This is a genomic window from Halobacillus litoralis, assembly GCF_020171725.1.
In the GTDB taxonomy this organism is placed as follows: Bacteria; Bacillota; Bacilli; order Bacillales; family Halobacillaceae; genus Halobacillus; species Halobacillus litoralis_F.
On the sequence record NZ_JAIVAJ010000001.1, the window covers coordinates 363,333 to 386,025 of the forward strand.

The window sequence follows — 22,693 nt, forward strand, 5'->3', positions numbered from 1 at the left end:
TCTCCTTCCACATCAACTCTTCCAGCCAATAAATCCAAGCATACGCCCTGTTTTACCTTGATCACGCCGGTGCGAATAAAGCAAACGCTCCTCTTCATATGTACAAATCCTAGACGCTTGAACGTTCTCTTTTCGTAAACCTGCCTGTAAAGCAAGGGAAGTGTTCAACGCTTTCAAGTCGAGCATGGCGTGTGAGTCATCCACGGGTGTCAGTACTTCATCTCTCCATTCAGGCGGAATATGGTTCATGACGTGCTCGTCCACCTCGTAATGATTTCGACCAATACAAGGTCCGACAGCCATTTTCAAGCGATCCAGCGAAGCTCCTTCAACCACCATCTGGTCAATCATCGCCTTCGCCATACCATGAACGGTACCTTTCCAACCAGCATGTGCAATTCCAATCCACCCAGATGTCGGCTCCATAAAGTAAAGAGGGACACAGTCTGCATAAAAAGCAGTCAGCAGTACGTCTTTTTGGTTGGTGATCAACCCGTCCACGCCGCTCACGGCTGTATCCAGTGATAAGGTTCCTTTCCCTAAATCTTCCTTGTCTACACGTTTTACCTGAATGCCATGTACCTGCTCCCCCATGACCCAGCGTTCAAGTGGAATCCCCACCTCATCCGCTATCAGCCTGCGGTTCGCAATGACGTCCTCATCCCGATCGTTCACGTGAAGGCCCATGTTGAGCGAATCAAAAGGTGACCCGCTCACGCCGCCTTGACGAGTGGTTAACCCTGAGATGAGGCTGGGATTTTCGGAAAAACAAGTGAGTTGACGTTTTGTATTATGTTTAAATGGTTCTCCCATAGTAACACCTCAATTTCCCTTTATTTTAACACATCCCGTCACTGATTTCTCCTTTTATTCGGTCGAATCTGACTTTTGTGATGCAGAAACGGGAGAATACCCTGTCTTTTTGACTAGGATCACATCCGCTCCTATATTGACGATCTGATTCCATGGAATTAACATCTCTTCGTCCTTCCCGAAGAGACCCATCGCTTTCCCTTTTAGAGTCAATACAAGCCCCTTCAATTTCCCCTGCTGTGTATCAATATCCAAATCACTTATATAGCCTAACCGTTCCCCGGACTCCATCGCAATCACGTCTTTCATCTGCAGCTCAGAGATTTTCATTCGCCCAGCCTCCTTTTTACACTATATGCACAACCGAACAAAATTAGTGATTCCCCCGACTCGAAATCATCGATTCAGTCTATATATACAATAAAAAAAACACTTCTGAATAAACAGAAGTGCCTGTAAGTATTATTGAAACATGGATGAGTTCATCTCTTTGATCGCTGCTTTCTCGAGCCTTGAGACCTGCGCCTGGGAAATGCCGATCTCTTCTGCGACTTCCATCTGCGTCTTACCTTGGAAGAACCGCTTCGTCAGGATCATCTTCTCACGATCGTTCAACTGCTTCATTCCCTCTCTTAAAGAGAGCTCATCCAACCAAACGGAATCCTTTTCTCTGTCATCTTTCAGCTGGTCGACGACGAAGATCGGATCGCCTCCATCGTTATAGATCGGTTCAAATAGAGACACCGGGTCTTGAATCGCGTCCATGGCAAATACGATATCTTCGTGTGGGACGCCCATCTTTTCTGCAATTTCCTGCGTTTTTGGATCTTTGTTCGTCTCACTGATCAATTTCTCACGCATCTGAAGTGCCTTATATGCGGTATCCCGCAGCGATCTGGATACTCGGATCGGGTTGTTGTCCCGTAAGTATCGACGGATTTCCCCGATAATCATCGGTACCGCGTAAGTAGAAAATTTAACATTATGACTTAAATCAAAGTTGTCGATGGACTTCATCAAACCGATGCATCCAACCTGAAATAGATCATCACCATATTCACCACGGTTGTTAAAACGTTGAATGACGGACAAAACAAGTCGGAGGTTACCGTTAACCAATTGCTCTCGCGCTTCCAATTCTCCGCTTTGCAACCGTTCAAACAGGGCCCTCATCTCTTTATTTTTTAAAACCGGTAGTGTTGATGTATCTACGCCACATATTTCTACTTTATGTCGTGTCAAAGTTAGACCCTCCCAAGAAGCTATAATCAGTTCTCAGTATCTCCCTGGGAGGAAAATTTATGCACGGTCGTTTTTTGTAAAATTAAACCATTTTGTCAAACTCACGCTGCAGACGACGAATTATCTTTTTCTCAAGTCTGGATATGTAGGACTGGGAAATGCCCATCATATCAGCTACATCTTTTTGCGTTTTCTCTTTCTTCCCGATTAATCCGAACCGGAGTTCCATGATCTGTTTTTCACGGTCATTCAACTGTTCTAAAGCTGATAAGAGAAGCTTTTTGTCTATTTTTTTCTCGATTCCCTTCGTAATCAGATCTTCATCTGTACCGAGAATATCGGAAAGTAGCAGTTCATTGCCATCCCAATCTACATTCAACGGCTCATCGAATGAAACCTCTGTTTTCAGCTTGTTGCTTTTCCGCAAGTGCATCAAAATTTCGTTCTCGATACAACGGGAGGCATAGGTCGCAAGTTTAATCTTCTTCTCAGGATCGAACGTATTCACGGCCTTGATCAACCCGATGGTACCAATACTGATCAAGTCCTCGATGTTGAGTCCAGTGTTTTCAAACTTCCTCGCAATATAGACAACCAACCGTAAATTCCGTTCGATCAGCATCGCTCGTGCGGCTTTATCTCCGGTCGGAAGTCGCTCCAGCAGCTCTCGCTCTTCTTCTCTCGAAAGCGGCGGCGGCAGAGCCTCACTTCCTCCAATATAATAGATTTCGTCCTGCTTGATGCCGAGCTTGATCAGCCACTTATAAGCCCATAACCGAAAACGGAAATACCATTTTTTCATACCATTTTCCCCCTCATTAAGCTGACTTTCCTTTGACCATTGCATGTGGATGAATCAACATTTGATACGTATTGTCATGAGTAAGGTCTGACTGCTGTACACCTAGAAGTGCTTTCCGAATGTGTAAAGGCCCCTCTTCTGTGTTGATTTGCAGATCGTCCACCATAATCGTCACGAGCAACTGTCCCTGATGGCCTGCTGCTTGAAACGGCACAAGGCGGACAGCCTTCTGCACTACATCCGGCAGATGCTCCATCGACGTCGCGACTTGATCCATCGTGAGTTCATCTAAGACACTCTCTTCCATCAACTGTCTCAGGACGTGCCGGTCAGCCAGGAACACCATTTTCCTGCTGATGGGGTCTATGAGCTGATTCCCACTGTCGACCATGCCCTGACATATCGCACGCCTTCCTCCAAATCCAACTTCCACTTCATACATTTGATCAAATTTCATCTGATGAACACTGATTTGACTGAACCGCCATTTTGTAAAGAAATACGAACACGGAAATCCGACGATGACGAATAACCAGCTCACAGGATCGCCATATCCACCTGAAAAGGTGATCATCGCACCTCCTTTGAGTTCGACCTCCGTCGTCAAAAAATAGTGCATCCCCATCATACTTCCACCAATCGCAAAGTTAATAAAATAAAAGCTGATCCACTGCATCATAAAGGCACGAAGAGAAGAATACTGAAAAGCTACCCAAATAATAACCAAGGAAATGAGTCCTTTACCAAGACTGCTCGTCAAAAAATGATGAGGCATAAAAACGGTGAGTGGAACCATGGCAGATGCGATAAAAGACGCCAGAATAAAACGGAACTTTGATGACTTCGCCCTCGTCAATCCGAGCGTCAAGTTGAGGATCATGGCGTCCATCAAAAAGTTGAGAAGCCAGACGGCGTCCAGATAGATGGGTACCTCCTCCTCGAACGTTGTTGTACCCCAAATTATAAGCCCGTCCCGCTGAAAAGTCTGTCATAATGTGGATGTCATGCGAGCAAGTTTTGACAGATCGTGTTGATAGGGAAAATGAGAGGAAAACCATGAATAGACAGCCAAACTCGCAAGGGTAGGAAGTCAATCGAAATTGTGTGTTCACCGATCGGATAGGCAGAGGTGTACTGAGTTGGAAACCACCTTCAAGTCGTTTCTCTTACACCGTTACTCACCTTCTTAGTGAACCGAGAAGTTTGTTCAAAAATAATCCCCGAAACATCAAAAAACCCGCTTGGAATCCATCTGGACTCCAAGCGGGTTCTCAATCATTTTATCTGCGACGGTTCCTATTGCGCAGGAACGTCGGAATATCAAGTGTATCCTCTTCTTGCTTCTGCTGCGGCTGAGGAGCTTCACGACGAGGCTGCTCTTCACGCTGCGTACGTTCAACATTCGTTGATTTCGGCTGTTGCTGCTGTGGCTGTGGACGCTTCTTCTGCTGACCTTGAGCCAACTGAGATTCATCAAAGCCTGTAGCAATAACTGTCACAACGATTTCGTCCTTCAGATTCTCATTGATTACAGAACCGAAGATGACGTTTACTTCCTGATCAGCTGCAGATGTAACGATGTCAGCTGCTTCCTGTACTTCATATAGGCTTAAATTCGCTCCACCACTGATATTCATCAGTACGCCATGAGCTCCGTCGATGGACGTTTCAAGAAGCGGAGAGGAAATAGCTTTCTTCGCTGCTTCTGCGGCTCTGCTTTCGCCGGTTGCAATCCCGATTCCCATCAAAGCCGAGCCTTTGTCGACCATGATTGTCTTCACGTCGGCAAAGTCCACGTTGATCAGTCCAGGTACAGCGATCAAGTCGGAAATACCTTGTACACCCTGACGCAATACGTTATCCGCTTCACGGAACGCTTCAAGCATCGGTGTATTCTTATCTACAATCTCAAGTAAGCGGTCGTTCGGGATGACGATTAATGTATCGACAGCGCCTTTCAACCCTTCGATTCCGCCCGTTGCCTGCGTAGAGCGCTTACGACCTTCAAACGTGAATGGACGCGTCACAACACCTACGGTTAGTGCGCCAAGCTCTTTAGCGACTTGTGCAATGACAGGTGCGGCACCAGTACCTGTTCCGCCTCCCATTCCGGCTGTTACGAAGACCATATCAGCGCCTTGAAGGGCCTCTTCGATTTGTTCTTTACTTTCTTCCGCTGCTTTGCGGCCGACCTCAGGGTTTGCACCTGCACCAAGACCGCGCGTCAGCTTTCCGCCGATCTGCATTTTCACTTCTGCTTTAGAAAGGTTAAGGGCTTGTGCATCCGTGTTCACGGCAATAAATTCTACCCCTTGAACACCATGCTCAATCATACGGTTTACGGCGTTGCTTCCGCCTCCACCGACACCGATTACTTTTATCGTTGCCAATTGGTCCATGCTCGTATCAAAATCTAACATCTAACGTTCCTCCTAATACACGAGATTACAAGATTTATGGGTACGTCCGTCCTTTGACTGATACCACGCTTGTCGTTTAATCAAAGAAGTATTTCAGCAGATTTGAGAACCCGCCTTCTTTCTTCTCTTTCTTCTTCTCTTTTTCAGTTTCTTTCGGTTGTTTGACCACGCGTTTTTGTTTGTTAAGTTGAGGTTGTTCTACTTCACCTGACACAGCAGGGAAAATTTCTTTTCCTTGTATTTTCGCATTACGATAGGCGAATTGCAAGATGCCTACCCCACTTGTAAACTGTGGTTCACGGACTCCGATGTAGTCTGGGATCGCGAGCCTGACATTCGAGTGGAATACGTCCTGTGCAAGCTCCAGCACACCAGGCATGTTCATCGAACCACCGGTTAAGACAAAGCCTCCTGGAAGCTCTTTTACTCCCATTCGCTGGATTTCCTCTGCAGCGAAAATGAGAATTTCTTCTAGTCTAGCTTCAATCATATCAGAGATTTGCAATTGATTGAATGCTTGTTCGCGATTACTTCCGATTATTGTGACCGTGAAGCTCTCTTCTTCATCTGCATCATCGAAAAATCCATGACCATGATCGATTTTAACCTGTTCTGCTTCTTCTGTTGAAGTGCGAAGTCCAATCGACAGATCTTTTGTTAGGTTGTCTCCACCGAAAGGAATGAGGCTCGTCCCTCTCAAATGACCTTCTTCAAACACCGACACGGTAGTCGAGCCACCACCGACATCGACGAGTGCAACACCAAGGTTTTTCTCATCTTCAGACAAGGATACGGTGCCGGAAGCAAGAGGCTGCAGACAAACATCCAGAACTTCAAGACCAGCACGTTCGACACACTTCAGCGTGTTATGTAAAACGGTTTTGGCACATGTGATAATCATGCCTTCCATCTCAAGTCTAACGCCGATCATGCCGCGAGGATCTGTAATTTCATCTTGTCCATCGACAATAAACTGTCTTGGAACGACATCGATGATTTCACGCTCTGGAGGAACCGAGACCACTTGAGCCGCATCAATGACTCGCGTAATGTCTTCGTCTCCGATTTCTCTGCTTTCACTCGAAACAGCTACTACGCCGTGACAAGGCTGCAACTGGATGTGGTTTCCATTCACCCCTACAACCACCCGGTCAATCTTCATATCGACCATACGCTCTGCTTGTTCAACAGCGGATCGAATGGATTGGACCGTCTGATCGATATCCACGATCGCACCCTTTTTCATTCCTTTGGATTTAGCCGAACCGACTCCGATGATGTTGAGATTGTCATTTAAGATCTCTCCGATAATCACCTTGATCCGGCTTGTCCCTATATCTAGACTAACTAGAATTTCGTTTTGATTCACCAGTGACGCACCTCCTGTAACAAGCCATGTAAGTATATTCAAGTATTTTCAATTAATAGAATTGACATAGACTCCAGTGTCTGCATGTGAGGACAGCCAAGAGCCATAGCACTAAAAATCATATCGAATATGATGCTAAAACACAATTGATGTCATGTATTCGTAATTGAATTGATATATTCAACCTTTAAAATCGGCATAAATACTTGTTTTATTAATGTTTTCCACAACATTACGTGAATATCCTTTATCTTTTGGCTATTTTTTTCTAAATTTCGTTAACAATTTTTGGTCGATGATCTGCCGCCGAATGATTGCTAAGTTTTGAAACAGTCTAACACCGAATGCAAAGACGGCAGCAAGGTATAAATCAATCCCCAACTGTACCCCCAGGAAGGCAAGAAAAGCTGCCAAAGAGACGTTGAAAAAGAATCCAGTGATAAACACTTTTTCGTCGAATGTTCTCTCCAGGTGTGCCCTTATCCCTCCAAAGAGTGTATCGAATGCGGCTAGCACCGCGATCGATAAATAATCAGCGTATTGGGCAGGGACTTGAACATCAGTCAACAGTCCCAAGGATACACCAATCAACAAAAACAGAATCGGTAGCCACATGTCATTCACCAGTTCCCTCTAATATTTCCAAATGTAATGGAGCATCGTATTTCGGCAGGGTGAGACTCTCTTCCATCTCAACTTCAAGCTCGAGATTCTCCATGTTAAAAAAGTCCCTTGCCTGGCTCGCTTCCATATAATCCTTCAATTTAGCCGGTTGCTCAGTTAACACCTGTATAGTGAACGGCAGCGAGGGCAGAGGGCGGTTGTTCACATACGTCGACCCGTTCACGTTGCGGATCGGTGAGAGGTTGGTAAGCCGTTCATTCGCAACAGCGATCTCGGTCGCCCCATATGTGTTCAAATCGTTAATCAAGCGACTGAGCAGCTGTGGAGAAACTTCAGGATAGGTCTGACCTCCAGAGACACCTTCAAAAAAGATAGGCGAAATGGTCAAGACTACACCGCCGCCTGATACCTCTGTCAGCCCGATCCGTTCCTCCAACACATCAATCGACTGTTTAAGCGTGTTCAACTGGACTTGAGAAGAGTCTACTTCGTAGCTTTCAAGTGTCTTGTCAGCTCCCGCAATCTTCTCCAGGAGCTCTCGTTGATTCTGCTGCTCCTGCTGTAAAGCTTCTCTAATTTCCCATTCGTCACGTGTATCTCTTATCTCCGGTTCAGCTTCTGTTGTCTGAAATTGTACGGCAACCATGAAGCCTGCGAACAAACAGATGAGAGACACCATCCACCGTGCTTTATTTCTCATACGCTCACCCTTCAGTGGACAGTCTTGCTCTCATCTCAATCCCTTCCTTTTTTGAGACATCCACTTCAATATTCTCTGCTGTCAATTGATCGACGACTCCCATCGATAAGTTCAGACTGGAGTACATCACTTCCTGGTCCCCGATGGCTGTAATCACAAAGGGAGCGGGGTGTTGGATACCATCAACCGTGATTACGGGGCCTGTACAGGCGATATAACTGTCACTGAAATAACGTTGTCCATTAATTGCAACAGCCTTTGCACCTGAGCTCAGCAACTCATTCAAAACCGCATGAATGTGACTTTCATGAACGATATACTGGTTGACCTGCTCTTCATCAGGAATGTAATCGGCATCACGGAGTACGATTTCGACCCCATGCCCCTCTACAGGCAGTTCACCAGCAAGCTGTTGGAGCCTACTTTTCCTCGTTACAAAATCCGAGAGGGTCTGTTCGCTTGTCGCCAAGTTGGTCTCATAGGATTGAATGGCTTCGCGCTTTTCCTTTAGTTCCTGCCTCAGCTGCTTGTTCCGCTCCTCCATGTTGAGAAGCTGCTGCTGATAATAGTATTCCTTCTCCCATTGTGACTCGTTCAGTTTGACCATTTGCGGGTCTTTCTCTGTCTGTTGGTAACTGTACGCAATCAGAAAGCCTGAGCCGAGCAAAACGATCGAGAGAAGCCACGCTCTACCCTTCTGCTTCATTCGTATTCTCCTGTTCAGCCGAACCCTCATTTGGAAACTCTTCAAAATAGGCGCCTACATCAATATGTATGATGCCTTCTGAACCTGGTTCCAATTGAGCTACAATCGAAGGGTAAGACGGCATTTTGCTTGAGAAATTTCGAATGGATGCCAGGACTTGATAACCATCATTCATATACAATCTAATTTGATATGGGTTTTCCTCTTTCGGGACCCAATGTATTTCAGAAATCAATTGAGCTACACTCTCAGGCAGCTCTTTCAACTCTTTAGACATTTCCTTTAAATAAGTCGCTTTCGTGAAACCAGCTAATATAGGGGCATCCCCTGGTGGAGTTGAAGTCGCTTTCAGCTGTGTTCCATCCTCGAGAATGGGTCGGTATTGCCCATTCTTCACGATATACCCGATTCGTTCCGCTTCCTCGACCTCTATCTCAACGGTGCTTGGGAAATCTCGTGAAACGGTGGCTCCGATGATTTCTTCGTGGGATTCGATGTTCTTTATGATCTCATCCGCATCCACCTGCCAGAAATTTGTATCCGTCGTGACGCCGCTCAAGTCTGTAACCTCTTCTTCACTTACATTCCCTGCTCCTGTCACCACGATGTGGCGGACATGACTCAAAGAGGACTGCAAATAGATGACGAGACCGATCAGCATAAATAGAATCGATAAGTAAAAAATCAATCTTCGGTTCGCTTTGTTTTTTCTTGTTTGTTTCAGTCTTGGTATACGTTCCTCAATGGAGACTACTTTTCTCTCATTCATAACGGGCATAACTCCTTATTCCATGACACCCTGTGTTTCTTGTTATCACTTATACTCTGATGTATGTTCATCTACTACAAAGCACTACCATTATATCACAGAAAAGGACTCTTTTATTGAGAGAACTGTACTAGTTTCACAAGAAATTTCGACTCGTTTCTCCTTTGTATAACAGCTTTCCAGAACATTTCGGAATTCCCGCATTCACAAACAATCCCTTCCCCTTAAAACGGTATACTAAACACCCATTTCCCATCCCGTAAGACTCATATCTCTTGTCTTCTTAACCCCCATATTCCATCCATTCACTTCCTTTATGTAATAGAAACTGTCTTTCAAATAAGGATTTATACCTAATATCTATATAGAGAAATTGGTTATATTTAATCAGCAGGCTACCATTCCCCCCTTCACAACTTTTTTCGAAACCAAAAAACCTTAGAGCCGCCTGCTCTAAGGTTTCTTAAGGACTTATTTATTCGAAAAGCGACTCACACTAAGCAATAGACCTAACGAAGCAAGGGTCAATGTTAAGGAAGACCCTCCATAGCTTACAAGAGGAAGTGTAATCCCTGTGACGGGAATCAGACCTGTCACGACGCTGACATTGATCATCACCTGAATGGAAATCATACCGACGACACCCAGCGCAAGAAGGGACCCGAATAAATCAGGAGCATATAAGCTCGTCCTCACGCCGCGCCATAATAAGATGAAAAATAACCCAAGGAGAACAATTCCTCCAAGAAACCCAAGTTCTTCTGCAAGTACAGCAAAAATAAAGTCCGTCTGAGGCTCCGGCAAGTAGAAGAATTTCTGCATACTGTTCCCAAGCCCTAACCCGAGCAGACCACCTGGACCGATCGCATACAAAGACTGGATAATCTGAAACCCGCTCCCTAGCGGATCCTCCCAAGGATGCAGAAAGGCTGTAATCCGTTTAATCCGGTAAGGGGCTGAGGCAATCAACCCGATCATACCGGCCATCCCCGCACCAGCAATCCACATGAAGTGGCTGATTCTCGCTCCTGCTGTAAACATCATGACAAGGCATGTCCCAACCATGACAACGCCTGTCCCCAAGTCAGGCTGAAGCATGATCAGTGCAAATGGAAACATGATCAAAGCAAGTCCTGGTAAGAAGCCTTCCTGAAACGAGTTCATCCGCTTCTGCCTTGATGATAAGAACCTCGCTAGGAACAAAATCAATCCAAGTTTCATAAACTCAGACGGCTGGATACTGAACATGCCGACGCCGATCCAGCTCCTTGCTCCCCCGCGCACCATTCCGACGCCTGGGATCAACACCGCTGCCAGAGCGATAAGACAGATGATCATAATCACTTTAGCATGTTCATGCCATACGTAATAAGGAATCCGGGATAACGTGAACATCGCAACAAGGCCGACCGAAGCAAACAGAATTTGACGCTTCGCAAAGAAGAACGGATCGTCGAACTTATACTCTGACCAAATGCTCGAAGAACTGTACACCATGATGATGCCCATCATCAATATCCCTAATATCGCAACAATCAACCATAAATCCGGCTTTTTTATTTTTTCCTCCATAAGAAAAAGCCCTACCTCCCATCTCAGGTGGAAACTAGGGCTACGCCTTACGCATAAGCCCTTACTTCAGCTTATGCACAGACTCTGTAAACATGTTGCCTCTTTGTTCAAAAGTAGAATATTGATCCCAGCTGGCACAGGCTGGAGATAAGAGGATGACGTCCTCTTCCTGGGATAAATCATAAGCGGCATCCACTGCTTCCTGCATCGTTTCGACTTTTACAAGCTGATCGACGCCTGCTGACTTCGCCGTTTCGGCTAACTTATCCGCGGTCTCTCCGAACAGGACCATCCCTTTCACCCCTGACAAGTACTCACGAAGCCCGTCAAAGCTGTTCCCTCGATCGAGTCCGCCTGCAAGTAAGATGACCGGATCAGAGAAGGATCGTAACGCATACGAAGTCGCCAAAATGTTCGTCGCCTTGGAATCGTTATAAAAGCGCCTTCCGTTTTTGGAGGTGACATACTGGAGACGATGCTCTACTCCGGCAAACGTCGTCAAAACCTTTCGAATGGCTTCATTCGAGACCCCGACCTGTTTCACTGCTCCAACCGCAGCCAATATGTTCTGCAGGTTCTGTGGACCGACGAGAACGATTTCTTTCCGATCCATGATACGGTCTTCCTCATAGTAAACCGCCTGCTCGTCTGCCCATACACCTGTGTGCTTCGACTTCAAAGAAAAAGGCATCTTTTTGGATGGGATCGACGGAAGATAACCGGCGATCCGCTCATCATCTCCGTTATAGACCAACACATCTTCTTCCGTCTGGTTCGCGACGAGCTTCGCTTTGGCATCGTGGTAATTCTGGAGGGTGTGATGATAGTCAAGATGCGCTTCATACAAGTTCAGCCAAACCGCTACATCTGGTCTGAAGGCTTCCGTACCAAGAAGCTGGAAGGAAGACAACTCAATGACCATCGTCTCATCATCCGTCGTTGAGCGAGCGACTTCACAAGAGACACTCCCGATGTTCCCCGCCACAGAAACAGGCTGACCATCCGCTTCGATCATACGATGAATAAGCGTCGTGGTCGTTGTTTTTCCATTGGACCCTGTCACTCCGATCAGCGGACCTTCGTGCAGGTAAGAAGCCAGTTCAACTTCCGTCACAATTGGAATCCCACGGCTGTCCGCTTCTGCTACAAGTGGATTCTCATAAGGAATGCCCGGGTTTTTCACCATCAGGTCAATTCCGTCCAGAGCAGACAGCGGGTGCCCTCCTACGATGACATCGGCTCCTTTTTCAGTGAGCGCCTGAACCGCTTCACTCGTTTCATCGGCTTTGAGATCATTGACTCGTACGTTCACCTGACTATCCAGCAACAGGTGAGCAGCGGCCGTGCCACTCTTCGCAAGCCCGAGCACGAGTACATGTTGATAAGCGAAATTCTTCAGATTCTTCATCCTAACATCACCTCGATATATACGCCGATTACGGCAAATACCAATCCGACCGCCCAGAATGTCGTAACGACTCTCCATTCTGACCAGCCCTTCAGCTCATAATGGTGATGTAGAGGACTCATTCGGAAGACACGCTTCCCTGTAGTCTTGAATGAAATGACTTGAATAATGACAGACAGTGTCTCAAGAACAAACACACCACCAATGATGACAAGTAATAGTTCCATTTTCATGAGAATCGCAATAATCGCAATCGCTCCGCCAAGTGCCAGCGACCCCGTGTCTCCCATAAATACTTTCGCCGGGTGCGCATTGAATACTAAGAAACCAAGCAAAGCACCGACGATGGCTAAAGCGAAGACCGCGACTTCCGTATTCGGTTCAACCGTCCACGCAAGAATCCCGAACGCACCGAATGCGACCGCTGCCGTACCAGCAAGCAGGCCATCGAGCCCATCCGTCAAGTTGACGGCATTCGATCCTCCAACAAGCATGAATAAAATTAAAATGGCATAACCAAAACCAAGATCCAATTCGAACGTTGTGCCGGGAATTCCAATAGTCGTCGGGAATTCGTTCTGTCTTAAAATCAAATACACCACGACAGCGATGACAATTTGACCGAGCATCTTCTGTTTAGAAGTCAGCCCTAAATTCCTTTTCAACGCGACCTTGATGTAATCGTCCAGAAATCCAAGCAGTCCATATCCAAGCAGTACAAAGAGTACGATAAACACTTGAATGGAAGGTGCTTCTGCTTGCAATAGGTAGGCCGTAATCAAGGTTGTCGCCACGACTGATAAAATAATCATGACGCCTCCCATGGTCGGCGTACCCGATTTTTTCTGGTGGGATTCAGGCCCCTCTTCACGGATGGCCTGCCCGAATTTCAGTCTCCTGAGATAAGGGATGATGATCGGCGATATCGCGACCGTTATTGCGAATGATATAGCCATGGTAATGAGTACTATGTAGTCGTTCATGTATGCTTCCTCCTTTATTTCTCCGTCATCTCCTGAAAATCAGTTGACTAAATCGTCCAGTAATTCTTCGAGCTTCATTCCTCTGGAAGCCTTGATTAACACTACTGTATCTTCTGTCAAGTTAGATTGAATGTGATGACTTAACGCTTTTTTCTCTGTAAAATGTGCCGTTTCAATACCGCTGCTGTTTCTCTCGACAGCGTCTGTAATCTGCTTGGAGTGTACTCCAATTGTGTAAACCGCATCGATTTCCGGATCGATGGCTTCCGCAACCCCAGCATGAAGCTGTTCAGATTTCTCCCCGAGCTCATACATATCCCCTAATACTAACACTTTTTTCGATTTAGATGTCAAGTTACGAATAATTTCGATGACAGCCTTCATGGATGTAGGTGAAGCATTGTATGCATCATTTATAATAAGCGCACCATTCTTTCCTTCATGCTTCTCAAAGCGCATCCCTGAAGCTTCAATTTGACCGAAGCCCTGCTGGATCTGTTCATGGCTGATCCCGAGTTTATGAGCAAGAGCAATCACATACGAAGCATTTTTCGCATTATGTCTGCCCGCCATCGGAAGTTCGTACGTGTCCCCATTCACCGTAAAGGTCGTCTGATCGTCTGACAGCTGTTGAATTTCCGCTACATAATCAAGTCCTTGGTGAAAACCACAGCTGACGGCCCCCTCTTGTTGAAGCGCCTCCGATAAGAGCGGTTCATCACCGTCCATGATGCATGGACCTGTAAGCCCGTCACGAATCTCAAGCTTTGCCTTCGCGATTCCTTCACGTGAACCTAGGTTTTCAATATGGGATTCGCCTATATTCGTAATGATCGCATAATCGGGCTCTGCAAGCTTAGATAGTACAGAAATCTCGCCTGCCCGGTCCATTCCCATTTCCAGAACAACCGCTTCCGTTCTCGTTTCCATCGACAATACCGTAAGAGGCAGCCCGATGTGGTTGTTGAAGTTCCCTTGCGTTTTGTGCGTGTTGAATTTTGTACGGAGTACGGCAGCCACCATATCCTTCGTCGTCGTTTTTCCATTTGAGCCGGTCACACCGACAATTACTGGATCAATTTTTTTCAAGTAATAATGAGCCAGGTCCTGAAGTGCTTTCGTCGTATCCTCGACGAAGAAAACAGGGAAATCCGTCGGGACAAGATGCGGCACCGGCTTATCTTTCTGCCACAGTGTTGCGGTCGCCCCGTTCTCGATGGCTCCTTTTATGAAATCATGGGCATCAAACGACTCCCCCACAATGGGGACGAATAGACTCTGTCTCGCCTTCTTACGAGAGTCTGTCATGATCATCCGTATGGTGATCGGGTCGTCTGCTGCCCCTTTGTAATCTTGAAATAGAGCGGTTAGCTCCGAAACCTCTAGCTTCATCGTTTATTCTCCTTAATACTGCGTAATATCTCTTTTGCGACTTCACAATCATCGAAGTGGGTACGGACACCGTTCACTTCCTGATACGTTTCATGACCTTTGCCTGCAATGAGGACGACATCTCCACTCCCTGCCCCCGTAAGAGCTGCCCGGATTGCCTGTTTACGGTCCTCTATCCACTGATACCCTTCTGTTTTCCCCTCAACCATATCTCGGAAAATTTCTTCAGGGTCTTCTGTCCGTGGGTTGTCAGTCGTAAAAATGACTTCGTCCGCAAGCTTCATAGCAGCATCCGCCATCATCGGGCGCTTCTTCCGGTCACGATCTCCTCCACACCCAACGACCACCCAAACTTTGTTCTTGCAAAATTGCTGGATCGTCTGCAGAACATTTTCAAGTGAATCAGGAGTATGGGCATAGTCCACTACCACTCCGAACGGCTGTCCTTCACGTACCGGCTCGAACCGCCCTTTGATTCCTTTCGTCTGTTCAAAGACCTGTTTCATCGTATTCAAAGGCACATCACACACAACGCCTACAGAAGCCGCCGCCAACATGTTATAAATACTGAAACGCCCCATCAAGGGACTACGGATCGTAATGTCGCCAGGTGGTGTATGCAGAACATAATGCGTCCCTGATTCATTACACGTAATGTCTGATGCCCAAACATCAGCTTTCGATTGTATGGCATAAGTCAGAATGGGTTGAGCCGTGGACTGAATCAGTTTAGAAGCGTACAGGCTATCCTTGTTGATGACCGCATACTTCGGACTCTTACTATTATACCCATTGCCTAACTGAGCGAACAACAATGATTTAGCCCGGAAATAATCTTCAAAATGGTCGTGATAATCCAAGTGGTCCCGTGTCAGATTCGTAAACACCGCCACATCGAACTCACAGCCGAAGACACGACCTTGATCGAGAGCATGAGAAGAGACTTCCATAACAGCCGTATCGACGTTACGCTCTACCATCTTCGAAAAATAACCCTGGAGGGACAGCGCGTCAGGCGTAGTATGTTGAACCGGCATCGTCCGGCCCGCTATCTTCACTTGAATCGTGCCGATGACACCTGTTGAACATTGGTGGTGAGCAAATAATTCGTCTAACAAATAAGAAATGCTCGTTTTTCCATTGGTGCCCGTAATGCCGATCAATCTCAATTGTTCAGTCGGAAAACGATAAAAGGCTGAGGCAGTCATCGCCAAAGCCTTTGTCGTATCATTTACGTAGATGACAGGGACGCTCGATTCAATCGGAGCTTCTGCCACTATGGCAGTTGCTCCTTTTTCCTCCGCTTCCCTGACAAATGTGTGACCATCTGCTTTTATTCCCCTTATACAGACAAATAAATCACCGGGGGAGGTTTTTCTTGAATCCATTGAAATGCCTGATACATCCAGGCCTTGAATGGAACGGGTCGTTCGGTAAAATCGGATGTTTTCAAGTAACGCTTCAAGTTTCAAGAACGTTCACCCCTACTCACATACAGATTTATTATAGCAAAGGTAAAGAGGCTCTGTATGCATGAATTTGTATTTTCAAACATCGTATGCAGTCATCACTTCAAATACACCCGCACTTTTGAGTCCTGAGGAACTTTCACACCTGCTTCAGGTGCCTGAGTCACCACTTCCTCGCCTTCTCCGTTCACTTCAATTTCAAGCGGTGTCAGCAGCTTACTTAAGTCCTCTTTATTCATTCCGGTCACATCAGGAACTTCAATAAGAGGCTCTTCCGGCCAGTTGTATTCTTTCTCGAGCCCATCTATTCTCGGTTCCACACCAAGCACCCTCAGGCTGTCGCCCATGATGTTACCGACGATCGGTGCAGCAACGACGCCTCCGAACTGAACGGTGTTTTTCGGGTTATCAATCGCAAGATAGACAACGAGCTCGGGATCATCTGCTGGGGCAAATCCAATGAAGGACACGATATGGTTGTTCTCCATGTAGCGTCCATCCGATCCGACCTTCTGAGCGGTACCGGTCTTACCTCCGACTCTGTACCCCTCCACATATGCTCCTCTTCCTGTTCCCTTTGCGACGACGCTCTCCAGTGCATTTCTGATCTCTTTTGACGTCTCTTCCGAAATGACCTGCTCCTTCATCTTCGGTTCGTTTTCCTCGAGAACTTCTCCTGTAATGGGATCAAGCCACGCCTCCTGAATATACGGCTCGTAGTAATACCCGCCGTTGACAGCCGCGGCCACCGCCATCACCTGCTGAATCGGTGTAACGGATACACCTTGTCCGAATGCGGTTGTCGCCTGCTCTACAGGACCGACATTCTCTGGCTTGAATAGAATCCCTTTACCTTCCCCTTCCAAGTCGATCCCCGTCTTCTGACCGAAACCGAAACGGTCAACATATTCGAATAACCGATCTTTTCCTAAACGCTGACCGAGGGTTACAAACCCTGGGTTACAGGAGTTCTGCACTACCTCAAGAAACGTCTGGTCACCATGACCTCCCCGCTTCCAACAGTGCAGCGTCGCTCCGTCCACTTTAATCGCACCCGAATCATGAAAATGTTCGTCCTCAAGATCCACCAAATCCTCTTCAAGCGCTGCTGCAAGCGTAATAATTTTGAACGTGGACCCAGGCTCATACGTACTCCAAACCGGGAGATTCCGGTTGTACACTTTTGGATCCACATCCTGGTAACTGGCTGGGTTGAACGTCGGCCGGGATGACATGGCAACCACTTTCCCAGTGTCAGGATCGACCGCCAAAGCGACAGCGCCATCTGGATTGTATTTCGCCTGCGCAATATCCAATTCACGCTCTATGATCGATTGCACCTTATAATCAATGGTCAATTTCAAATCCTTACCGTCAACCGGCGGCTCATACACATCCGCAATATCCGGCATCCGTTTCCCTTTAGCATCAGAGAAAAAAGAAAGCGCGCCTTTCTCCCCTCTCAATTCTTCATCGTAATACGCTTCGAGCCCGAGCAATCCTTGGTTGTCGATGCCACTGAAACCAAGCACGTGGGATAGGAAAGAGCCATGAGGGTAGAACCGCTCTGAATCTTCAGCGATAAATACACCGGGCATTCCGAGGGATTGAATCGCATCGGCCTGCTCTTCGCTTATTTTCCGACCTTCAGGGTGAATCCTCTCAATCGAAGTTACTTTTGTGACATGTCCGAGCGCCTTTTCCTCACTCATATCTAAGATCTTAGCAAGCTGCTTCGCTGTTGCCTCTGGGTCTTTCACCTGTCTTGGTACCACCATAACGGTTGGAGCAGACTGGTTTCCTACAAGAACTTCACCGTTCGTATCAAGAATCTTCCCTCGTTCGGGTTCGAACGTAATGTCACGACTCCACGATTGCTCTGCTTTATCGATTAAAAAGTCGCTTAATACAAATTGCACATACCCAAGCCTTCCTGCGATGACAGTAAAAATAAGCATACCTACAAGAAACACCGTCACTAATCGTTTTTTCACTACAACCTGTGATACTCTTCTCCTCATTGTGATAACTCCTTTGGCTAGATCAGTAGAGTCAGCTTGTATCACTATATGCATGTACCACACGATTAGAACAGCGCGCCTCTCACCTTGGCTTTAGGAACGCGAGTTGTTTAGCAGCCCCTTGGATTCCCTCATATTCCTGGATTGCACATAAAAAACGAACGAAACATTTTTAAAAATGGTTTCGTTCGTTTTTTTGAAGGGATTCAGAACATATATCCTGCTGAATCATCGCAGTCTAGGAAGAATCTGTAGTAAGTTCGACTACGAGATATCCACCTTCCTGAATGGCTGATCCAGGACTGATGTTCTGCTTCGCCACAAATCCGTTCCCCATGGCTTCTATTTTCAGATTAAAGTGATTGACGATTCGATGAACGTCACGAAGCGAGTATCCGGTCAAGTCCGGCATCTTCGGCTGGTCAGTCACAAGCATAATCTTCTGACTGGCAAGCACTTCTGAATCTGTACCTGGCAAGGTGGACACTACGTTGTCCCCGTCTCCGATTACAACGACATCTTCAAACGTTTCCCCTAGTTGAGCCTTCGCTTCGCCCACTTTCATCCCTGTTACATCTGGAAGCGGGAACTGGGAAACATCCTCCTGTTTGTCCTTATCAGGCTGAATGTCAAGGTAATGCAGGCTGTTCTCCATGACGGTTCTTACGATATAGGAAACAGGCTCAGAACCAAGCTCCGTCGGCTCTAAGTCAGGCTGCTGTACCGCAACGTACATTAAGAGCTCAGGATCTTCCTGCGGTGCCATGCCCATAAAGGAAAACACATAGTTCTCACGGCCGATCATGTAATTGCCGTTCGAACCAACAATTTCCGCCGTACCAGTTTTCCCAGCGAGGGAGAAATCATCCAGTTTAAAGGACTGCCCCGTTCCGTTCTCTGACGTCACGACCGTTCCCATCAGTTCACGCACCTTCTCGGCTGTTTCTTTAGAAACCGGCTCTCCGATGACTTCCGGTCTGCTCTCTTTCACAACATCGCCCGTTTCAGTCGATGTGATTTTAGAAAGCATGTAAGGACGCATCATCTTTCCATCGTTTGCAATGGCTGTTGCGGCCGTCATCATTTGAATCGGTGTGAAAATAGAACCTTGACCGAAACTGGTTGTAATATACTCGATCGGTCGATTGTAAACAAGCTTACTTGCCTTTTCACCCGGCAGATCAATTCCTGTTTTCTGATCAAGATGGAATTCCGTCAAGTAATCACGGAATTTGGTCGGACCGAGCACTTCGAAAACAAGCTTGGATGCTGCTACGTTTGAAGAGCGTTGGAACCCCTCATTGTACGAGATCGGTCCCCAGCCTTCCCCGTTGTTGTGATCCCCAATTTTCCTCGATTTCTCAGTCACGCGATAGGTTCCCGAGCGATATAGGTCTGTTCCTTTATAAACGCCTTCTTCAATCGCCGCTGCCCATGTGAAAATTTTCATAGGAGACCCGACTTCGAACGGGTAAGAGATGATATCGTTATACCAGTTCTCCACGTTGCCGATCGCATTCGGGTTATAGCTTGGGCGGTTGCTCATCGCAAGAACTTCTCCTGTTTTCGGATCCATGACAGCCGCCATGATCTTCTTAGGACTGTACTGTTCGTCCACCTGCGTCATAGCATCCTCAAGGAACGTCTGGATTTTCTGATCAATCGTCAGATAAACATCGTCTCCAGGTTCTGGATCGGTCATGACTTCATTCGGGTCCAGAAGCTTCGTTCCGTATTTGTCACGTTCATAGGTAATGTGACCTTTCTCTTCCTTTAAATATTCTTCCATCTGCTTTTCGATCCCGGTTACACCATTGATCTTATCCCCTTGGTTTCGCGCAAACCCAATGACATGCGATGCAAAAACCCCGTTCGGGTAATAACGCTTTGATTCTTCAATGAACTGGATACCTGGAATGTCAAGCTTATTGATTTCATCGACCGTCGACTGAGACAAGTTCCGGCCATCTGATCCGAACTCCACCTGAAAACGGTCATCCTCGCCATCCTCATTCTCATGCGTATCAAGACCGCTTCGAATTGTACTTTCAATAGAGGAAGCATCGGTTTCCAGGAATGGAGCCAATTTAGATGCCGCCACGTCTGGTTCTGTCACGTGCCTCGGGTCCTCCGGATTGGAGGTATAATCGGGGTCGACGACAGCATACATTCGATATGTAGGACGGTCATAAGCGAGCACCATCCCATTCTTGTCTAAAATCCGGCCCCTTGTCGCATCAATCGCATAAGAGCTCGTCCGGATTTCCTCTGCCCACTTGTTCAGATCGACACCTTGCACTTCAGCCGTCGTCTGTATGTACAGAAAACGACCGGTCACCACTAAAAACATAACCGCAAACGTCAACATAAGGATCGCTGCACCACGATGTGTATTGACACTTTTCATTTCTAGATCACCAGCTCACGATTAATTTCCAACTGTACCGGCTTGTTTGACTTGGGCATTTTGGATATTAAGTCCGTTCTCTTTCGCAATTCTCAAGATTCGATCAGGGTTACTCAACTCTTTCACTTGATAAGCCAGGTTCTCATTAGCCGATTCCTGCTTGGATATGTTTTGTTCCATCGTACGGATGTCACGGTTCAAAGAATCCGTTGAAGAAGAAAACTGGACTAATACTAACGAAGAGGCTACGACAGCAGCTGTCGCGATAGAGTATAAGAATTTCTCCCCAGTTGAGATCCACTGCTTTTTCTTTTGGATCTTAACCTTTACCTGCTTCTGTTTCTTTTGCTGGTGCAGGGGCTGTTGTTGTTTTCTAGCATGCTCTACACTCATGTTTGCTTCCACCCTTCTTCAAATTGAAAATCATCATTCCAAGGTTTCACTTTCTCTACGACTCTCAGCTTTGCTGAACGTGAACGACGGTTTTCTTCTAATTCAAAGTCCTCTGCAACAATAGGTTTTCGAGTTACAAGTTTAAAAGGTGGCTGTTTATCTTCAGGAATTACAGGAATATTTCTCGGAAGTGGCGGGTTGGAACTCCACTTCTTAAACGCCTGCTTGCACAGACGGTCCTCTAAAGAGTGGAACGTAATGACGGCTATACGCCCTTCGATGGATACGACCCTCGCCGCCTGATGAAGGCTGTCCTGAAAAGCGCCCAGTTCATCATTAACAGCAATTCGAATCGCTTGGAATACACGCTTAGCCGGGTGTCCTCCCTTTCTCCTCGCTGGAGCAGGAATCCCTTCCTTGATCAATTCGACCAGTTCACCTGTCGTTTCTACAGGCTTCTCTTTTCTTGCCGCTTCGATTTTACGGGCGATTTGTTTCGAGAACTTCTCTTCTCCGTATTTGAAGAAAATCCGTACCAGTTGTTCATATGGCCATTCATTAATGACTTCCATGGCACTAAGCTCTTCATTCTGGTTCATCCGCATGTCGAGCGGTGCATCATTCTGATAACTGAACCCACGCTCTTCGACATCAAGCTGAGGGCTTGATACGCCGAGGTCATATACAATTCCATCGACATGATCGACGCCGAGCTCTGAAAGCTTCTCTTCCAACTGACGGAAGTTCGCATGTACAAATGTAATACGGTCCGCGTAAGCCTCCAGTCGCTCTTTAGCAGCTGCTAAAGCGTGTTCGTCCTGGTCAAACGCATAAAGGTGCCCCTCTTTGTTTAGTTGTGAGGCGATGACTTCTGAATGTCCACCTCCACCGAGTGTGCAATCCACGTATACCCCCGTCGGCATAATATGTAATTGCTCGATGGTTTCTTTTTTTAATACACTATAATGTTCAAACATATTCTCACTCGTTTCTACTCAATCAAATATCAAAATCTAACATATTTTCGGCAATCTCAGAGAAGGATTCTTCAGATGCTTCAAAGTAACTTTCCCACTGTTCCAAACTCCAAAACTCAATTCGATTGGACACGCCGATCACGACACATTCTTTCTCCAGATCACCATACTTCCTGAGTGGTGGAGGGACGTTTACCCTTCCCTGTTTATCCAGTTCACACTCAACAGCGCCAGAGAAGAAAAAGCGTGTGAAAGCTCGGGCATCTTTTTTGGTAAGCGGAAGCTTTTTCAGTTTTTCTTCAAGCAGTTTCCACTCATTCATAGGATAAGCAAAGAGACACTGGTCTAAACCCCTTGTCAAAACAAAGCTCTCTCCAAGCTCTTCACGGAATTTCGAGGGAACAATGATTCTCCCTTTCGTATCGATGTTGTGTTGAAATTCCCCCATGAACATAGAGTTCCCCACCTTCTAAATCAACCTTACCACATTGCCCCACTTTTCTCCACTTACACATTGTTAATTCTTCTAAAACAAAAAAAATCCTGCCCAGAGAGGCAGAATTTTTTATTCCAATCGGTTTTTTTCAAAATTAAAGAAACGGGATGACGTCAGGCTTCAACAATCG

At 46.5% G+C, this 22,693-nt stretch carries 21 protein-coding genes; all 21 read right to left on the bottom strand.

Annotation, left to right across the window (positions count from 1 at the left end):
• Nucleotides 1–12: 12 nt before the first annotated feature.
• Nucleotides 13–813 carry a peptidoglycan editing factor PgeF gene (pgeF, locus tag LCM20_RS01975; protein WP_225193748.1) on the bottom strand — a complete coding sequence of 267 codons (801 nt, stop codon included), beginning with the start codon at nucleotides 811–813 and terminating at the stop codon, nucleotides 13–15.
• A gap of 54 nt (nucleotides 814–867) precedes the next feature.
• Complete coding sequence (locus tag LCM20_RS01980; protein WP_225193749.1) at nucleotides 868–1,143, bottom strand: YlmC/YmxH family sporulation protein; 276 nt, start codon at nucleotides 1,141–1,143, stop codon at nucleotides 868–870.
• A gap of 132 nt (nucleotides 1,144–1,275) precedes the next feature.
• A complete protein-coding gene (sigG, locus tag LCM20_RS01985) occupies nucleotides 1,276–2,055 on the bottom strand; it encodes an RNA polymerase sporulation sigma factor SigG (protein WP_225193750.1) in 780 nt (259 codons plus the stop codon).
• A gap of 82 nt (nucleotides 2,056–2,137) precedes the next feature.
• Nucleotides 2,138–2,857: an RNA polymerase sporulation sigma factor SigE gene (sigE, locus tag LCM20_RS01990; RefSeq protein WP_225193751.1), complete on the bottom strand. Its 720-nt coding sequence runs from the start codon at nucleotides 2,855–2,857 to the stop codon at nucleotides 2,138–2,140.
• A gap of 16 nt (nucleotides 2,858–2,873) precedes the next feature.
• On the bottom strand, nucleotides 2,874–3,821 hold the full coding sequence (gene spoIIGA, locus LCM20_RS01995; protein WP_318247297.1) for a sigma-E processing peptidase SpoIIGA: 948 nt from the start codon (nucleotides 3,819–3,821) through the stop codon (nucleotides 2,874–2,876).
• Between the two features lie 316 nt (nucleotides 3,822–4,137).
• Nucleotides 4,138–5,277 carry a cell division protein FtsZ gene (ftsZ, locus tag LCM20_RS02000; protein ID WP_225193752.1) on the bottom strand — a complete coding sequence of 380 codons (1,140 nt, stop codon included), beginning with the start codon at nucleotides 5,275–5,277 and terminating at the stop codon, nucleotides 4,138–4,140.
• Between the two features lie 76 nt (nucleotides 5,278–5,353).
• On the bottom strand, nucleotides 5,354–6,646 hold the full coding sequence (gene ftsA, locus LCM20_RS02005) for a cell division protein FtsA (RefSeq protein WP_225193753.1): 1,293 nt from the start codon (nucleotides 6,644–6,646) through the stop codon (nucleotides 5,354–5,356).
• 258 nt (nucleotides 6,647–6,904) lie between these two features.
• The gene (locus LCM20_RS02010) at nucleotides 6,905–7,261 is read right to left on the bottom strand and encodes a small basic family protein (protein WP_225194181.1); all 357 of its coding nucleotides are present in this window, start codon (nucleotides 7,259–7,261) and stop codon (nucleotides 6,905–6,907) included.
• 1 nt (nucleotide 7,262) lies between these two features.
• A complete protein-coding gene (locus LCM20_RS02015) occupies nucleotides 7,263–7,970 on the bottom strand; it encodes a DUF881 domain-containing protein (RefSeq protein WP_225193754.1) in 708 nt (235 codons plus the stop codon).
• Between the two features lie 4 nt (nucleotides 7,971–7,974).
• Nucleotides 7,975–8,676: a DUF881 domain-containing protein gene (locus LCM20_RS02020; RefSeq protein WP_225193755.1), complete on the bottom strand. Its 702-nt coding sequence runs from the start codon at nucleotides 8,674–8,676 to the stop codon at nucleotides 7,975–7,977.
• Complete coding sequence (locus LCM20_RS02025) at nucleotides 8,660–9,445, bottom strand: cell division protein FtsQ/DivIB (protein WP_225193756.1); 786 nt, start codon at nucleotides 9,443–9,445, stop codon at nucleotides 8,660–8,662. Before LCM20_RS02025 ends, LCM20_RS02020 begins: the two co-directional genes overlap by 17 nt.
• 471 nt (nucleotides 9,446–9,916) lie before the next feature.
• Nucleotides 9,917–11,017 carry a stage V sporulation protein E gene (gene spoVE, locus LCM20_RS02030; RefSeq protein WP_225193757.1) on the bottom strand — a complete coding sequence of 367 codons (1,101 nt, stop codon included), beginning with the start codon at nucleotides 11,015–11,017 and terminating at the stop codon, nucleotides 9,917–9,919.
• Between the two features lie 61 nt (nucleotides 11,018–11,078).
• Nucleotides 11,079–12,425: a UDP-N-acetylmuramoyl-L-alanine--D-glutamate ligase gene (gene murD / locus LCM20_RS02035; protein ID WP_225193758.1), complete on the bottom strand. Its 1,347-nt coding sequence runs from the start codon at nucleotides 12,423–12,425 to the stop codon at nucleotides 11,079–11,081.
• Complete coding sequence (mraY, locus tag LCM20_RS02040) at nucleotides 12,422–13,408, bottom strand: phospho-N-acetylmuramoyl-pentapeptide-transferase (protein ID WP_225193759.1); 987 nt, start codon at nucleotides 13,406–13,408, stop codon at nucleotides 12,422–12,424. The genes murD and mraY overlap by 4 nt, the downstream gene beginning before the upstream one ends.
• A 39-nt stretch (nucleotides 13,409–13,447) precedes the next feature.
• A complete protein-coding gene (locus LCM20_RS02045) occupies nucleotides 13,448–14,800 on the bottom strand; it encodes a UDP-N-acetylmuramoyl-tripeptide--D-alanyl-D-alanine ligase (RefSeq protein WP_225193760.1) in 1,353 nt (450 codons plus the stop codon).
• A complete protein-coding gene (locus LCM20_RS02050; RefSeq protein WP_225193761.1) occupies nucleotides 14,797–16,272 on the bottom strand; it encodes a UDP-N-acetylmuramoyl-L-alanyl-D-glutamate--2,6-diaminopimelate ligase in 1,476 nt (491 codons plus the stop codon). The genes LCM20_RS02045 and LCM20_RS02050 overlap by 4 nt, the downstream gene beginning before the upstream one ends.
• A gap of 95 nt (nucleotides 16,273–16,367) precedes the next feature.
• Nucleotides 16,368–18,290 carry a stage V sporulation protein D gene (locus LCM20_RS02055; protein WP_225193762.1) on the bottom strand — a complete coding sequence of 641 codons (1,923 nt, stop codon included), beginning with the start codon at nucleotides 18,288–18,290 and terminating at the stop codon, nucleotides 16,368–16,370.
• Nucleotides 18,291–18,528: 238 nt separating this feature from the next.
• Entirely contained in the window at nucleotides 18,529–20,697 is a 2,169-nt protein-coding gene (locus tag LCM20_RS02060; protein WP_225193763.1) for a penicillin-binding protein, read from the bottom strand.
• A 21-nt stretch (nucleotides 20,698–20,718) separates the two neighbouring features.
• On the bottom strand, nucleotides 20,719–21,090 hold the full coding sequence (gene ftsL, locus LCM20_RS02065) for a cell division protein FtsL (RefSeq protein WP_225193764.1): 372 nt from the start codon (nucleotides 21,088–21,090) through the stop codon (nucleotides 20,719–20,721).
• Nucleotides 21,087–22,067, bottom strand: coding sequence for a 16S rRNA (cytosine(1402)-N(4))-methyltransferase RsmH (gene rsmH / locus LCM20_RS02070; protein WP_225193765.1), 981 nt, complete (start codon nucleotides 22,065–22,067; stop codon nucleotides 21,087–21,089). The genes ftsL and rsmH overlap by 4 nt, the downstream gene beginning before the upstream one ends.
• 22 nt (nucleotides 22,068–22,089) lie before the next feature.
• Nucleotides 22,090–22,521, bottom strand: coding sequence for a division/cell wall cluster transcriptional repressor MraZ (gene mraZ / locus LCM20_RS02075; protein WP_225194182.1), 432 nt, complete (start codon nucleotides 22,519–22,521; stop codon nucleotides 22,090–22,092).
• Between the last annotated feature and the right edge of the window lie 172 nt (nucleotides 22,522–22,693).

Excerpts from the sequence above, each read along its gene's own strand:
- pgeF (WP_225193748.1), bottom strand. The coding sequence starts at position 813 with ATGGGAGAACCATTTAAACATAATACAAAACGTCAACTCACTTGTTTT.
- LCM20_RS01980 (WP_225193749.1), bottom strand. The coding sequence starts at position 1,143 with ATGAAAATCTCTGAGCTGCAGATGAAAGACGTGATTGCGATGGAGTCC.
- sigE (WP_225193751.1), bottom strand. The coding sequence starts at position 2,857 with ATGAAAAAATGGTATTTCCGTTTTCGGTTATGGGCTTATAAGTGGCTG.
- ftsZ (WP_225193752.1), bottom strand. The coding sequence starts at position 5,277 with ATGTTAGATTTTGATACGAGCATGGACCAATTGGCAACGATAAAAGTA.
- LCM20_RS02010 (WP_225194181.1), bottom strand. The coding sequence starts at position 7,261 with ATGTGGCTACCGATTCTGTTTTTGTTGATTGGTGTATCCTTGGGACTG.
- LCM20_RS02015 (WP_225193754.1), bottom strand. The coding sequence starts at position 7,970 with ATGAGAAATAAAGCACGGTGGATGGTGTCTCTCATCTGTTTGTTCGCA.
- LCM20_RS02020 (WP_225193755.1), bottom strand. The coding sequence starts at position 8,676 with ATGAAGCAGAAGGGTAGAGCGTGGCTTCTCTCGATCGTTTTGCTCGGC.
- LCM20_RS02025 (WP_225193756.1), bottom strand. The coding sequence starts at position 9,445 with ATGAATGAGAGAAAAGTAGTCTCCATTGAGGAACGTATACCAAGACTG.
- spoVE (WP_225193757.1), bottom strand. The coding sequence starts at position 11,017 with ATGGAGGAAAAAATAAAAAAGCCGGATTTATGGTTGATTGTTGCGATA.
- murD (WP_225193758.1), bottom strand. The coding sequence starts at position 12,425 with ATGAAGAATCTGAAGAATTTCGCTTATCAACATGTACTCGTGCTCGGG.
- mraY (WP_225193759.1), bottom strand. The coding sequence starts at position 13,408 with ATGAACGACTACATAGTACTCATTACCATGGCTATATCATTCGCAATA.
- LCM20_RS02045 (WP_225193760.1), bottom strand. The coding sequence starts at position 14,800 with ATGAAGCTAGAGGTTTCGGAGCTAACCGCTCTATTTCAAGATTACAAA.
- LCM20_RS02055 (WP_225193762.1), bottom strand. The coding sequence starts at position 18,290 with ATGAGGAGAAGAGTATCACAGGTTGTAGTGAAAAAACGATTAGTGACG.
- LCM20_RS02060 (WP_225193763.1), bottom strand. The coding sequence starts at position 20,697 with ATGAAAAGTGTCAATACACATCGTGGTGCAGCGATCCTTATGTTGACG.
- ftsL (WP_225193764.1), bottom strand. The coding sequence starts at position 21,090 with ATGAGTGTAGAGCATGCTAGAAAACAACAACAGCCCCTGCACCAGCAA.
- rsmH (WP_225193765.1), bottom strand. The coding sequence starts at position 22,067 with ATGTTTGAACATTATAGTGTATTAAAAAAAGAAACCATCGAGCAATTA.
- mraZ (WP_225194182.1), bottom strand. The coding sequence starts at position 22,521 with ATGTTCATGGGGGAATTTCAACACAACATCGATACGAAAGGGAGAATC.